The following is a 16,366-nucleotide window of genomic DNA, read 5'->3' as shown; positions in this document are numbered from 1 at the left end:
GCGGGCACGGGGCCGCCAAGCGACTGGGCGTCGGCCAGGGCCCGCGAGGCGGAGGCCAGGGCGACCTGCGCGAGGGCTTCCATGTCCGGGGTGGAGGCGGCCTCGGCGCGCGCGGCAGCGTCGGCAAGGGCCAGGGCGGCGCGGGCGGCGTCGAGCGTTGCGGGTGCCTGCGGCAGGCCGCCTTGGCTCGCCGCCTCGGCGGCCTCGACGGCGGCAAGCGCGATGCGCCGTGCCATGGCGGCACGGCCGGAAGAGGCGGGAGCCGGGAGGGGAGCCGTGTGCACGTCGCGAACGGATGTTTCACGTGAAACATCCTCGGGCGCCGGGGCGGGCGCGGGGATCGGGGCGACGGCCTGCACGGGAGTCGGGGCGAACTCAGGAGCGGACTCGGCCGCACTCGCGGCTGCACATGCAGGTTCGGCCACGCTCGCGGCTGCACTCGCAGGTTCGGCCACGCTCAGCGGCTCGGACGGCTGCGCGTCGGCGGCGGCCTTGAGGGCCTCGGTGCGCTTAAGTACGGCCTTCGCCCGCTTGAATGCGCTGCGCACGAGCTCCTCGTCGCGGGGGCGCGAGTCGGCCGCCTGCACGGCGCCGAGCGCCTCCAGTGCACAGCGCAGCGCGTCGGTGGCCTCCTCGACTCCCGAGCCGGACTCGAGCGCGCGGCGTTGGAGGGCGTCGGCCGCCTCGAACGCGGCCAGCGCCATGCGGTTAGCCGCGACGAGCTTCGCCTCCATGTCCATGCCCTTCTTCTTGTCCTTCTTCTTTCCCATGCGATCCTTGCCTCAGTCGGATTCCCAGGAGGGGGGCTACCCCCCTCCTGGGCCGTGCTCTACGGGGTGGTGCTTGCCGCGTTGGCGGACACGTCGTCGGCAGACAGCGCCAGGTCGTATGCCACCTTGTAGGCGAACGTCCCGCCGTCGACCGACTCGCTGACGTACGTGCCGGTGTAGTCCATGAAGTACCGCCAGGTGAGCGGTGTCGCAGTGCCGGTCGCGGCAGCGAGCTGGAACGAAAGCGGAATAGTACCAGCCGTCCCGATGCCGGGGACGAAGTACACGCTGCCCAGCGATCCGGCGCTCACACCCTTCAGCCCCAGCTGCACCATGCCGCCTTCATCGCGTGCGATGGAGTCGTTGGAATCTGCAAGCGTCACACTCTCAGCCGCGGGAGCCAGGACGTCGGTGATCTTCACCGTATCCTGCGTGCCGTTGCCGTCGAAGTCGCCAACAATCTCATCGTCCTTCGCCACCGGCGCAACCGACGCGATGGAGCCGGTCACCGGTGCCGCGCCGGTGTTGGTCATGGCGCTTTCCGCGGCCGCATCGGCGTGCTTCACCGTGCCGTCGGGCTCCAGCTCGAACAGCTGGGCGTCCACGGGCACGTCGACCTGGTAGGTTTTGCTGGCAGGAGGCTCGACGGTAATCTGCACCTCGTAGCGCTTGCCGCTGTCAGCCACATCCAACAGGAAGTAACGCGCGGAGGCGGTGTTGTAGGCAGCGGCCGCGTACAGATCCACCGTGGAAACCGCAGAACCGAGCGATGTGGAAGGCGCGTTCGACGAAGCCGTCGCGACGGACAGGTCAACACGTGCGTCGCCGGTGCCCGTACCGGCACCCACCTTCGCGTTAGCGTTCGTGGTACCAAACGTGCTGAAGCCGCTCTCCACGTCGGTTACCGCCGTCACTTCGACCGTGCTATCGTCGGCCGGCGTGAACGACGTATCAGCCTCGCCGAAGGAGCGCAAGCGCGGATTGACAAGCACCGGGGTCGCACCCGGGGTCACGGCCGTGAACGGCTGGCTGGCTTGCTTGGCCTCGGTCGGGCTTGCGGGAAGCTTCACCGATGCTGCCAGCATGGTAGGTGCGTCGAAGGTGGGATAGCCCTCCGTGGCCTCGGTATCGAGTGCGGTGTACCACACACGCGCCGAACCCGTGCGGCCGGAGCCGTTGAGCGCATCGGCCGTGGAGCGAGCCTTCATGGCGGCCGTAGCCAGGCCGGTGGAGCCGTCGGTGACCGTGCCGGCACCGAAGATCGTGCTGTCGTAGAAGCAGTTGGCCGTGGAGCTTGACGAGCCCGCGTTCTTCGACATGATAGGCTCCACTGCATCAGCACCTGCAACCGCGCCGGCGTTGTAGCATCCCGAAAGAGCACCACTCGCGTTGTACGAGTAGCAGATACCCGCCGCGCGGCTCACGCCACCGCTCCCCGATGCAGACCCGCCACCGGTGATGGCACCCAGGTTGTAGCAGTCGCTTATATGGTTGGTGCCCTCGTCGCGCACCCACCCCGCGATACCGGCAGCCGACTGCCCCGTGCCACCAGTGATGGCGCCCACGTTGCCGCAGCATTCGATGGTAGCTGTGCCCAGCACATCGGCAACGATGCCAACCGCCGAAGCGTTCGACTTGACAGGAGCCGTGTTCACGCAATCGCGGATAGCGGCCGAGCCTTCTATCCACGCGGCAAAGGCGCCCGTAGTGTCCATTGCGTCAACCAGCGAGTTCGTACCAATAGTGAGCTCGGAGATGGAACCCGCGCCATTCAACGTGCTGAACAGGCCTTTGTCGTGGTATACATACAAACCATCAACGGTGTTGCCGCCGCCGGAGAAGGTTCCGCTGAACGTGCCAACAGACTTCCACGGCAGCGCGTTGGTAGCGACAAGCGACGAGCCAGCCGTCACATAGTCTTTCGCGGCGCCGCTTTCAAGGGTGCCAAGCAGGCTGATGTCGCGTACGAGCACGACATTCGCATTGCCAGCGCCCTGCGAGCCGCTACCGTCCAAACCAGCTATGGTGCCGCCGTTCGTTACCTGGAAAGCAAACCAGGCGAACGCTTCGGGCGTTGCCACACGCAGCTGGTCATTCGCGCCGGTGCCGCCGCCTGCAAGAGCCGGGGTGTCGCCCGACGCAGTAAGCGCAGCGGCATCGGAATACACCGTCTGTGCACCCGAGCTGCTCACACCCGTGAGGCGCAAGCGAGCTTCGGTTTGTATCTTGGCCACGTCGGCCCAGCTTAAGAACTCACGTACTTGCGTGTAAGGATAGCCGCCGTTTGTGCTGTCGGCACGCACCCAAGCGTAGTCGGCCAGCTTGATACCGTCGACCTCGGTAGTGCTGGTGGCCAGCACCTCGTTCAGCAGATCGGCGAAGACGTCAGTCTTCATCTCGACCGTGGTCTTACCCGTTACGCCCGAATCGACGCCCGGCTCGGCAGTGCCGGGGTCGGAGTTGTAGTAAGAGGATTCGACGGTGAAGTTGCTCCCGTACGCTATCTGATAGGCTGATTTACTAGCGTCGGCCACCGTGACGGTACCGGAGTTGTAGCTGTTCTTAACCGACGATGTGTCCTGAGTATGGAACAACCCTTTAGCTCCGCTCTCCCCGGCAACGATGCCGGTGTTGAAGCATGCCTCCGCTTGTATCTTGCTAATCGCGCTGCCAATGCCGGCGGCATGACCGTACATCACGTCGGAGTTGTCGACAGTACCCTCGTTCGAGCAGCGATAGAACGAGACCATGCACCCATTGCCCGAGCCGTAGCCCGTGATGCCACCGACATTCCCCGCCGCGCTCACTGGTGCCCGGTTCGTGCATCCCACAAACACAGGGTAGTAGCACGACTCGCCTACGATGCCTCCCGCAAAGCCGCGACCGTCCGAGCCGCCGGAGCCGCGCACTGCCACGCTCTCATTCACGAGGTTCGCGAAAATAGGAGATCTGTACGACAGAGTGGTGGACGCGAACGCGCCTGCGCGCGCCCAAACCTCTTGCCCGGCTGCATCCACCAAACCTGCAGCAAGCGTGAGGTTACGCATGGCTTCCGGATCCTTCAACAAGCCGTTGGTGGCGTAGAGGTGCTCGATGGTGAAACCGCCGCCGTCGAGGAGGGTACCCGTGGTGGTGTTCGGCCACACAAGGGCCATCGCAATGTTGTCGGGGATGCCGTCGGCACCGGTGGCGCCGTCAAGGTCGTTGGCGTCCGCGCCGACCGTAACGCCGGTGTAGGCAGTGCCGAACAGGTCGATGTTTTCGGTGATGAGGGCATACTTGCCGGTGGTCTTGTACGCCCACCAGGCCAGCGCCTCGGGTGAGTCGATGCGGATTGCCTTATCAGCCGTTGAGCCGTCGTTCATGGAAGTATCGGGCTTGAAGGTACCCATGTCTTTGTCGGTGTCGTTCATCAGCTTGACCGTTTTGCCTTCGTCCACCGCCGTGGCCAACTCCTGCCAGCTGCTGAACACAGCGCCGTTCTTCACGGTTATGGCCAGGTCGGTCGTGCGGCCGGCGACCACCGTGTAAGGGCTCTTGATAGCTGTTTCAACGGCTGGATCGGTGCCGGACTCGTTGCCGGTCAGCACGTAGCGGTGCTTCTTGGACGTATCGGTCGGCACGGCCAGCTTCACCTTCGAGCCGGCGTTTGCGTAGAACGTTTGGGTTGGCTCGGTCGTGTCGTCGCCAAACACCGCATCTTCGAAGTTCTGCGCCAGCGCAAGTACGCGCGGGTGCGCATTGGATACGCCGGGTGCCGGGCAGGCGTCGCCCGTGGAATCGAGCTCGCCGGTGGTCGCATTGCGGCCAACCTTCTGACCCCACACGTCGCGATGGACGTTGCCCGTGCTCGAACCGTCGGCCAACGCCGTGTCGAGCGCCCACGCCACCTGGCCGGAGGCCAGCTGGTCGGGAGTTACCGGCGTGATGGAACCCAGCATACCCTCTTCCCCAGCGGCGGGCGTGAAAGTGATAGTTACGTTGTTGTAATAGCAGTTCGTAACGGAAGCGAAGCTGGAATCAGCGTTCAGCGCATAGGTGCTGTCGCCGCTTACCGGGCCAGCGCTTAAGCAGTTGGACATGCTCCTGGTGCCCGAGCCGGCCGAACCTCCGTGGATGCCCGATGCAATTCCGCTTGGTGCAGACACCGCTCCCTTATTCAAACAGTCGGTTATTGTTATGTAGTTGCCTAGGGAGCCATAGCCGACAAGGCCAGCCGCACGCGGGGCGTAGGTGCTATCCCCCACCGCCGTAACGGATGCATAGTTGGTGCAGCCCGCCATCGATCCGGCGAACAATCCAGCTACGCCGCCCGCCGTAGCGGTAGCGGATACCTCTGCCTTGTTCCAGCATCCCTCAACAGTGACGCCCGTTTCGCCGGCGCCAACCAGCGCACCGGCAGTCTCGCTCCCGGAAATGGTGCCGTTCTGGCCGATGCCCAGGTTCTTGAGAGAACCCGAAAGGTAGCCAAACAAGCCTTGGACAAGGCCTGCCCCGTCAAGGGTTCCGTCAAGATGCAGGTAATCTACCTCGAAGCCCTGGCCATCGACGGAGCCGGTAAAGATAGAGGCGCTCTTATTCGCGATAGGAATCCATGGCAGGGCGGTATCGGGCGCCGTCACATAATCGTACATTGCACCGGAAGCCTTCGTACCCTGCAGGCTGATGTTGGCCGCCAGCTTCATGTGCGCATCGCGTGCCTTTTGCCTGATCCAACCGGTTTCACCTCGAATAGTATCGTCTTTGTTGACAGCGGACATAAACCACGCCAAGGCCTCGGGCGAAGCAATGGTAAGCGCCGCGAGGCTGGTGGTGCCGTCGCCCGTGAGGGCAACAAGCGCGTCCGCCGGCACACTGGCTGCATCTGCAGCCTTCTTCCAGGTGCTGGAGGCGTCGTCCCAGTAGGTGAGGCGCAGTGCTTCCTCGGTTTGGTCGGCGCCCACTTCAGCCCAGGTGGCATAGGCGGCCGGCGTGGCGTACACGGACAGGTCGGCCGTACCCAGCGTAATGGGCGAAGTCAGCTTGTTGGCATCGCTCACGTCAGTGGACGTGGAGCCCTTGTAGTACTTCATGAGTGCGCCCGTGGAAGGAGTAGGCAGCTTTGCCTTGTCGTTGGCGTTGCCGAAGACGGCAGCGGCAGGCTCGCTCGGAAGCGCTGCGGAGTCGAACACCGTATTCGCGCAGAACACAGCCGGGTGCGCAGAAGCATTAAGGAACGTCGGGAGCGCATCGCCCAGCGTGGCGTCAACCTCGCCGTCGTTGGTGCGGCCGACGTTCTGGCCCCAGGTGCCGCGGTGAGCGCCGCCCACGTTGGCGCCTGCGGCGTCAGCCGTGTCAAGCTCCCAGGCCACTTGGCCCGCGGCGAACTGGTCAGCCGTGCGAGCCGCCTTGCCGTCTGCCAGGTCGGTAGCGGTGTCGGCCAGGTAGTAGCAGTTGGCCACGACACCAGTACGGGCGCCGACGGGATCCGCCGTAGTGCCGCTGACGGTGCCCGTGTTATAGCAGTTCATAATGCCATCACCGTACAACGACCTGGCGACGATGCCGCTGGCAATGCTGGTGCCTCCATCATCGGAGCCGGCAACACCAGCTGTGACGGCGCCGGTGTTGAAGCAGTTCGTGATCTTGTTCTTGAAGCCGTCCCCGACGATGCCGCCGGCATTGCTGTAGCCCTCGGCGGTTACGGTACCCGTGTTGGAGCAGCCGGAGATGTTGCCCTCGTGGAGATAGCCGGCAATGCCGCCAGCGGCACTTGCATCATGGGGTCGTCCGGGCTCAGTAGAGATCTCGGCCGCGTTCGAGCAGTTGGTGAAGTTGACATAGGCCACGCTCCCGGCGAGCCCGCCCGCGACCGTCTTGGAACGCACGTAGCTCTGGCTGCCGATGGAGACGTTCTGTATGAAGTTGTCCTGAGCCGAACTGTCCGTCATGCCGAACAGACCTTGCTGGCTCTTCTCCGGCGCGTTGATGTAGAGGTGGTCGATCGTGTGGCCCTTGCCGTCGAAGTGGGGAGCGTATTGGTTCATGGCAACCCAGTCGAGCACGTTTGCGTACTTGTCGGCGGCGGTGGCTTTGGACTCGTCGGCCGAGCCGCCGTAGTTCTTGCCCTCAAGGTCGATGTCAGCGCCAAGCTTGGTGTAGGCGTTCTTGTAGGTGGTGCTTCCAGAGATCACCTCAGCGGGCGTGTTATTGGTCTTGTAGGCGAACCACGCCAGCGCCTCGGGGCTGGGAAGCTCGATGGCCAAGTCGGCCGTGGTGCCGTTGTTGGTGGCGAGGTTGGGCTTGTAGCCTAAGAGCTCGCCTGCCGTGGCGCCGGGCACCCGCTGGTCAATCTTCTCGTCGACGGTGAGGAACGTATCAATCCATGCGCCCACCTGAGACCAGTCGGTGGCCTTCTGCAGGGAGGCTGCCGCGTTGCCGGAGGCGTCGGTGCCGTCGAGCGCGACGAGCACCGGGTAGCCGTTGTTCTCCAGCGTGCCCGCTGCTTCGTCGCCCGTGGCCTGGCGCCACGTGGTCATGTTCGCGAGGTCGGTCACCGAGGCGTAGTCGAACGTGCCGCTCGCGTTGGGCGTGGCGGACACGCGGTTCAGCTGGTAGGCAGCGCCCCAGCTCTTGAGAGCCGCGGTGGAGACACCCTCGATCTTGCCGGGGATGTCCGCATCGCCGTATTTCCCGGCGCCGGCATTGGAGGTTTCCTTGTCATAGAAGCAGTTGTAGCAGTCGTTAGCGGGTTCGCCCTCGTGGGGTTTGCCACCTCGTACGACGGCGTTCCCGCCACCGGTGCCACTGATGCCGTCGACACGCCCCGCATTGTAGCAGCTCACGACTGTACTGCCATACGTATTGGCAATGCCGGCGACATTGCTATTTACCCCTCCGTAGACGGTGCCGATGTTGGAGCAGTACGCGAAATCGCCGTGCCCTTGGCCCACGATGCCGCCGGCTGTGGACGAGCCGGTGACGCCACCCATGTTGGAGCAGCCGATGGTGCGGCCGCTTTCGATGTAGCCCGCGACGCCGCCGGCCGTGTCGCCCGAGACCTCGGCCGCGTTCGAGCAGTTGACGAGTTCGATGATCTTCGCCCATCCGACGAGGGTGCCCGTGCTGTAGCTGTTGCCGCGCACGTAGCCCTCGGCACCCACAGACGTGTTCCGTATGAAGGAGGCGTCTGCTGCTTCGGCCTCGGTCTTGCCGAACAGGCCCACGCGCTCTGCCGAGCTGTTGATGTACAGGTGGTTGATCGTGTGGCCCTGGCCGTCGAAATGCGGGGCCTTCTGGTCCATGGGCACCCAGTCGAGTACGTTTGCGTACTTGTCGGCCGAGGTGGCACCGGCGTCGTTCACCTTGCCGCCGTAGGCCGCGCCCAGAAGATCGATGTCGGCACCCAACTGCACGTAGGCGTAGTCGTAGGTGAGACCCGGGGTGGTGCCGTCGGAATTGGTGATGTCCGTAGTGCTGTGCTGATTCACCTGGTAGGCGTACCAGGCAAGAGCCTCAGGCGTGGATACCACGTAGGGGCTCGCTTCGGAACCCGCACCCGAAAGCGCTTTGAGGCCGGTTGAGCCCGGCACGTCCGTGGCGCGCAGATCGGCTTCGACCTGTTCGGCACCCACAGCCGCCCAGTTGTCGCGGAGGCGGCTGGCGATGTAGGGATAACCCTTGTTCGTACCGTCGGTGCGTACCCACTTGTAGTCTTTGAGATTGATGTCCCCTGCCACGGTGTCGCTGATGGAAAGCGGCCCGTCAAGGGTCGAGGCGAACCCGGCCGTCTTCATATCGGCGGCCGACTTGCCCTCCGCCGTGCCGGTGCCCGCACCGGCAGCGAGACTGGAATTGTAGTAGGTGGACTCACCGGTGAAGGTAGATGCTATCTGGTAGGCGGTTCCGCCGCTGCCGGCAGCCGAAACGGCACCGGAGTTGTAACTGTCTTTGACGACAGCGGAGGCCTGGAAGGAGAACAGCCCGGCAGCGCTTACGTCCGCGCTCACAGAACCAGTGTTGTAGCATGCTTCCGCAGTTGCATTATTGGCATAGCCGATGCCGTTGGCCATGGAGGGGTTCAGGCCGGGTGCGGCACTGATGGAACCGTCGTTCGCGCAGAGGTAGAACGTGGCCGAATCGCTCGGGTTTATGCCCACGATGCCGCCTACGATAGACGCCGCGCTCACCGGTGCCCGGTTCGCGCATCCCACGAACACGGATGTGCGTCCGTTCAAGCCCACGATGCCGCTGGCCACGCTGCCCGCATCGCCCGAACCGCGCACGGCGACACTCTGGTTCACGAGGTTCCAGAATTCCACGCTGCCCGCTGTTGCGCTGGTCGAAGCGAACGCTCCCGCATACGCCGAAGCTTGTCCGGAGGCATCCACAAGGCCCTCGGCCAGTATGAGGTCGCGCATCTCCTGCGCACCCTCCAGCAGACCGTTGGTCGCATGCATATGCTTAACGGTGTTGCCACCACCGTTCAAGCTCGCCCCTGTATTGGCGGTGCCTGTCCACAAAAGGCCGTCTTCGATGTTGCTGGGCGCACCCCAGTCGGTGCTCACCACGAGGTTGGCGTCGACGCCCGTGTAGGGAGTACCGAACAGGTCGATATCCGCCGTGATGATGGCGCTCCAGCCGCTCGATTTATACACCCACCAGGCAAGCGCCTCGGGCGTGGAAAGCTCGATGGCCTTAGCGTCTGTGGAACCGTCGTTCACGGAGGTGTCGGGCTTGTAGTTCAAGAGCTCGCCCGGCGTGGCGCCGGGCACCCGCTGGTCGATCTTCTCGTCGGTCATGATGAACGCGTCAACCCAGCCGCCCACGTCGGACCAGTCGGCGGCGGCTTGCAGGGAGGCTGCCGCATTGCCGTCGGCGTCGGTTGCGTCGAGCGCGACGAGCACCGGGTAGCCCTTGTTCTCGAGCGTCGCATCGACACCCGTGGCCTGGCGCCACGTGGTCATGTCGGCCGCGTTCTCCACGGAGGCGTAGTCGAGTCCGCTGCCGGCATTGGGCGTAGACGACATGCGGTTCAGCTGGTAGGCCGCGCCCCAGCTCTTGAGATCGGCGCTGGAGACACCGTCAATCTTGCCGGGAGTTTCTGAGTACTCGCCGACTCCGATGACGGCGGGTTTGCCCGCCGGTGTGGAAGCATCCTTGTCGTAGAGACAGTTGGAGAACATGTAGCCCGAAGAAGCCGTAATGGCGCCTGCCGTAACAGCACTTACCGGCCCTGCGTTGTAGCAACTCGTGGTGTAGTTGGACGCGGCTTCGGAGGTTCCCATGATGCCGCCGGCCTTGCCGTTCGCCGCAGTGGCCGTAACGGCTCCGACGTTGGAGCAATCCGCGAGGGAGGGGTTTCCGTTGCCGACGATGCCGCCGACGTTGGTTGAGCCAACAACCACGCCCACGTTGGAGCAGCCGCTGGTATAGCCGCGGGTTCCGCCGTTGGAACCCTCTATGCCGCCAACACAGCTCGCGCCCTCGACTTCAGCCGCATTCGAGCAGTTGACAATGCTGACACTGTTTGCCCCTCCGATGAAGGCGCCAACGTAATTGTTGCCGCGCACGTAGCTGTTTGCGCCGATGAAGGTGTTTGCTATGCGAGAGTCGATCTTCTCGTAGGAAGCATCTCCACGACCGAACAGGCCCTGGTAGTCCGCCGTGTCATCGGCTGCCGTGGCGTTGATGTAGAGATGGTCGATCGTATGACCCAAGCCATCGAGGTTGGGGGTGTGCTGCTGGATGGGCACCCATTCGAGCACGTTCGCGTACTTTTCGGCAGCGGCGCCTTTGCTGAGATCTTCCGATCCACCGTAGGCCGCGCCTAACAGATCGATGTCGGCACCCAGTTGCACATAGCTGTAGGTGTAGGTGAGATCGTACGTCGTACCGTGACTGTCAAACGTGGGCGAAACCTCGAACATCGGATCGTTCACGCCGACGCCCGGCGTGTTGACGACGACTTTTGTTCCGTTTGTGTTCACCTGGTAGGCGTACCAGGCCAGCGCCTCGGGGCTGGAAATGACGTAGGGCTTCTCCTGCGTGCCGGAGCCCGAAAGCGCCTTAAGGCCGCTTGAGCCCGCAACGTCCGTGGAGCGCAGCGTGGACTCCACCTGCAGGGCACCCACGGCGGACCAGTTGAGGTTCTCGCGGTTGGCCATGAGGAAGGGATAGCCCGAGTTCGTGCCATCGATGCGCATCCACTTGTAATCATTGAGGTTGATGCCCGCTGCCGCGGTGGTGCTCGCAGCCAGTGGCGTGTCGAGGGTGCTCGCAAATTCGGACGTCTTCATCGCGTCAGCGGCCATAGGCGTTGCCGCGCCGGTACCTGATCCCGCGGTGACGTCCGAGTTGTAGAACACGTCCGTACCGGTGAAGGAGGGCGCTATCTGGCAGACGGCCCCACCGCTATTGGTGGCCGTAACGGCACCAGCGTTATAGCTGTCTTTGACGGTGACAGACTCGCCCATACCGGAGTTGATGTAGAACAGCCCGCCGGCGTCTCCCTTTCCCGTTACAGAACCGGTGTTGTAGCATGCCTCCGCAACCACTTTACCACCAGCGCTCATGCCACCGGCATGGTAGGCACCCGAACCGTCGATAGTACCCTCGTTCGAGCAGAGATAGAACGATACTGCACCGCTCCCAGAAGAGCCCACGATGCCGCCGATATAGTTCTGTGCGTTGCTTACCGGTGCCCGGTTCACGCATCCTACAAACACACTTCCACTGCTGGTGCCGCCCACGATGCCGCCGGCACGGTCTCCCGAGCCACCCGAGCCGCGCACGGCCACGCTTTCGTTCACGAGATTTACGAAGATCGTGTTATTCACGCCGCTCGAAGCGAACGAGCCAACTACGCCCCCGAATCCGCCGGTTGCATCCACAAGTCCCTCGGCCATCGTGAGGTCGCGCATCTCCAGCACGTTATACAAGAGGCCGTCATAGGCATGCATATGCGTGATGGTGTTGCCGCCGCCGTCGAGGTGCTGATTCGTCGTCGAGGGAGTCGTCCACAAAAGACCCTTATCGATGTTTGCGGGTGCGCCCCAGTCGGTGGTTGTCGCCAGATCGGCGGCAACACCCATGTAGGGGGTACCGAACAGGTCGATATCCGCCGCGATGGTGGCGTACTTGCCAGTCGATTTGTATGCCCACCAGGCAAGTGCCTCAGGCGTGGAAAGCTCGATGGCCTTATCGGTTGCGGAGCCGTCGTTCGCGGAGGTGTCGGGCTTGTAGTTCAGGTCCGCACCCGCCGTGGCGCCGGGCACCCGCTGGTCGACCTTTTCGCCAGTGGCGACGAACGTATTCACCCACGCGCCCACCTTGGACCAGTTGGTCGCCTTCTGCAGGTGGTCGGCCACGTTGCCGTCGGCGTCGGTGCCGTCGAGCGCGACGAGCACCGGATAGCCATTGTTCTCGAGCGTGGAGCCTGAACCCGTGGCCTGGCGCCACGCGGTCATGTCGGCCACGTTGTCCGCGGAGGCGTAGCTGATAGAACCGTTGTCGTTGAGCGTTGCCGCAACCCGGTTCAGCTGGTAGGCCGCGCCCCAGCTCTTGAGGTCGGCAGTGGTGACACCGTCCACCTTGCCGGGGGTGTCTGCGCCGCTTCCCACTCCAATGATGGCGGGTTTGCCCGCCGGCGTGGAAGTTTCCTTGTCATAGAGGCAGTTAGAGCACCCTTCGGCCGAGCCGCTCGTAATGGCGCCTGCCGCCGTGGTGGCACTGACGCTTCCCACGTTGTAGCAGTTCGTGATCTTACCGGGATAATACCCTCGATCAGAAACGATGCCGCCAGCCTGTCCGTTCGTTGCGGTGATGCTGCCCGCGTTGAAGCAGTTGGTGAACGTGCCGTAGTTGCTGGTGCCCGCCAAGCCACCAACAAGCTTCTCGCCCGAAACCTCGGCCGCGCTCGAGCAGTTGATGAAATTGATACTCTCCGCAAATCCGGCGAAAGCGCCCACGTAGTCGTAACCGTGCACGTAGCTCTCTGCGCCGATTGACGTGTTCTTTATGGAAGAAGGAATGTCGTCTGAGGCTTCCGTAAAGCTGAACAAGCCCTGGTTCCTCGCCGTAACGTCACCTGCGGTAGCATTGATATAGAGGTGGTCGATCGTATGACCCCGACCGTCGAAGTTGGGGACTCTCTGGTTCATGGGCTTCCAGTCGAGCACGTTCGCATACTTCTCGGCCGACGTTTTGCCGGGAGTCTCGTCCACGCTGCCGCCGTAGGTTGTACCCAGCAGGTCAATGTCGGCACCCAGCTGCACGTACGCGTACCCATAGGGAAGGAAGGCTTCCGTGTTGTAATTGTTTATGTAGGTGGGAGAGGCTTCGAATGTCGGGTCGTTCACACCGACGCCGGGCGTATTTGCTACGCGGTTGCCATTCCTAGAGTTCACCTTGTTGGCGAACCAGGCCAGCGCCTCGGGGGTGGACACGACGTACGGGTTCGCCTGAGAACCCGCGCCCGAAAGCGCGTAGCCGTTGTCAGAACCGGTCACAACTTGGGCGCGCAGGGTTGCCTCATCCTGCATAACACCCACGCCAACCCAGGATTCAATGTCGCCGGCGTGCACGTCGAAATCGCCGTAGTTAGCGTCGGAGACATCGGAGGGAACGGTGTAGGGGCTGGTTATCGCTGCCCCGAAGGCGGATCCCAAGTGATAGCTGGAGTAGCCTGCGGGCAGTTCCAGCTTTGAGCCCACGTTCGCGTAAGCGCACGTGTTGCCCAACGTTGGTGTGTTGGACATGAACGTTGCACGCACCAATTTTGGCGCGGTTATCGACGCACCCAACAGCGGGTTCTTGTCGCTCGTTGATTGCGGCTTGCCATCCGGAATACGGTTGATAGCCTGGTGCCACGCATTGCGGTCGGCGGAGTTGTTGGCCTCATCCACCACACCGGTGGTCGCATTGGCGTGGTTGAGCCTCCACGTTACCTCGCCCGAGGCGAACTCGGCGGCGGTCTTGCCAATAAGGCCCGGCGCAGTGTCTGCCGGAGCAACAGCGGGGTTGTAGTAGATATTGGCACTCAAAGGCGTGGTTGCGTCAGCGTAGGTGCTTATGCCGAATGCTGCGTGGGCGTTTCCACCCTCGTCGGCAACCGAACCTATGTTGTAGCAGTTGACGAAGACGGGCTGTCCGCTTGCCGAACTTGCTACGACCGCATCGATGGAGCCCGCCAAGCCGCCAGCACCATTGCCGGCATGCACACTGCCGGTGCTGTAACAGTCGGAAACGCGCATCTTCGCTGCCGCGCACTGCCCCACCAGACCACCAGCGCTCGCACCGGTCGCGTTGACCGCGCCGGTGTTGCTGCAGCCAGTCAGGTAGAGAGCCGTGCTTTCCGTGGTGCCCACCAGGCCACCGGCATTCGCGCCGCTGGCGCTGACGTCGGCTGCGTTGGAGCAGCCATTCAGCGTGAGCACTCCGCCCGGCACGGCAGAACCTACGAGGGCACCCACGTTGTCGAATGCCGCCGCAGAGGAATCGTTGGAGCCAACGAAACCACTGGTGATGGCCACATCTTTAAGCGTAGCTTTACCCACGTAGCCAAACAGGCCAGAATTGTTCAGTACGCCATCGACGCGCTTGGTCTGGACGTACAGATGATCAATCGTGGCTCCCGTGCCAGCGAACCTCCCAATGAAGGGATGGTCACTGCTCGCTCCGATAGATGTCCACGCAAGGGCGCTTTGGTGCTTCGCCTGCTGGGTATCGGCCGTTGCGAGCGAGCCACCGTAGGGGGCGCCCGTCAGGTTGATGTTTGCGGTCAGCTTCACGAACGCCTCGGCGTACGTGGTGGCAGCGGCACCGGTGATGGCATCGGTGGGCGTCGTGTTTGCCTTGTAGGCATACCACGCGAAGGCCTCTGGGGTAGCCAGCTGGATGGACAGGTCGGCATCGGAACCGTTATTGGTTGAGAGGTTGGGCTTGTAGTTGAGAGGCGTGGCCGCTGTCGAATCGGCACCGGGCACGCGCAGGGTGTTGGTCTCGTCGGCGGTGAGGAACGTGTCCACCCACGCGCCTACCTGCGACCAGTCGGCGGCCTTCTGCATGTGGTCGGCCACAGCGTCGTTCGCGTCGATCGAGTCGATCCCGGTGAGCACCGGGTAGCCGTTGTTCTCGAGCGTGGCACCCTCGCCCGTGGCCTGGCGCCAGGTAGTCATGTTCGCGAAGTCGGTTACCGCGGCGTATTCCAGCGAGTTGTACGAGTTGATTGAAGCCGCAACCCGGTTCATCTGGTAAGCGCCGCCCCAGCTCTTGAGAGCCTCGGCCGTAACGCCCTCCACCTTGCCGTGGGCGTCATTTTTGTCGTAGATTCCGGCGGTAGCCGGTTTGGAAGCCTCGGTGACGTAGAGACAGTTGTAGCAGGGAGTGCCAGAGGAAGGGGGATAAACCACGATAGCAGCCGCTTTGTCGCCGGCGACGGGACCCGCGTTGTAGCAGTTCACGATTTTCTCGAACGTTCCTGCAGCGACGCCTCCGGCATACCCGGCAGTTGCGGTAACGGCGCCAGTGTTGAAGCAGTTCACCATATTGAAATACCCATAGCTAGCGATGCCACCGACGCAGGTTGTACCCGTGACGGCGCCCGTGTTGGAGCACCCGAGAATCTTGCCGTTCGCCCAGCCGCCCACAATGCCGCTGACGTACTGACCTTCGCCCACGACCTCGGCCGCATTCGAGCAGTTGGTGAAAGCGGCTTTGTCCGTGATTCCGGCGAGGGCACCAACGTTTTCTTTGCCGTGCACGTAGCTCTTGCTGCCGATGGACACGTTCTGTATGTACAAGCCGCTATCCATACCCTGCGCTTGGCCGAACAGACCCTGGTTGTCCTTGTCGGGAGCATTGATGTACAGGTGGTCGATCGTGTGGCCCAAACCGTCGAAGTGAGGATCGCGCTGCTCTATGGGCACCCATTCAAGCACGTTGGCGTATCGCTCGGCGGCGGTGGAAAGGGTCTCGTCGGCCGAGCCACCATAGGCCGCACCCAGAAGATCGATGTCGGCACCCAACTGCACGTAAGCCTTGCCATAGGTGAGACCCGGGGTGGTGCCGTCGGAGTTGGTAATGCTCGAGTTGCCGTACTTGTTCACTTTGTTGGCAAACCACGCGAGAGCCTCAGGCGTGGAAACAACGTAGGGGCTCGCCTGAGAACCCTCGCCCGAAAGCGCCTTGAGGCCGGTTGCACCCGGCACGTCTGTGGTGCGCAGCGTAGCTTCGTCCTGCTTGGCACCAACAATCGCCCAATCGGAGTGGTTGCGACTGGCAAGGAAGGGGAACCCGCCGTTCGTGCCGTCGGCACGCACCCACTTGTAGTCTTTGAGGTTGACGCCCGCTGCCGCGGTGGCACTGGTGGCCAGCGGCGTGTCGAGCGTTCTCATGAACGCGTCAACCTTCATGTCGACAGCGGCCATGGGTGTTGCTGTACCGGTGCCCGACCCTGCGGTGAGGCCGGAGTTGTAGAACACGTCCGTGCCGGTGAAGGTGGGCGATATCTGGCAAGCGGTGGGAGCCGTAACGGCACCGGTGTTGTAGCTGTTTTTGACAACGGTGCCGGAGCTGCCGGGGAAGAACAATCCCGCAGCGTTGCTTCCTGCGGTCGC

Annotated in this window: 1 protein-coding gene and 1 pseudogene (1 of these 2 only partly in view); both read right to left on the bottom strand. The window is 63.2% G+C overall.

The window, feature by feature from the left end; all coding sequences use genetic code 11:
- Nucleotides 1-770: pseudogene (locus C2L71_RS10615) on the bottom strand (hypothetical protein); the annotation flags it as partial.
- A 59-nt stretch (nucleotides 771-829) separates the two neighbouring features.
- On the bottom strand, nucleotides 830-16,366 hold the 3' portion of the coding sequence (locus C2L71_RS12055) for a M26 family metallopeptidase (RefSeq protein ID WP_204600484.1). The gene runs 32,082 nt beyond the window's last position; 15,537 of the gene's 47,619 nt are visible here — the last part of the coding sequence; the start codon falls outside the window, past its right edge; its stop codon occupies nucleotides 830-832.

It is taken from the genome of Enteroscipio rubneri (assembly GCF_002899715.1).
Taxonomy (GTDB): domain Bacteria; phylum Actinomycetota; class Coriobacteriia; order Coriobacteriales; family Eggerthellaceae; genus Enteroscipio; species Enteroscipio rubneri.
The sequence above is the reverse complement of the archived record's forward strand: the minus strand, read 5'-3'. Positions and strand labels throughout refer to the sequence as shown.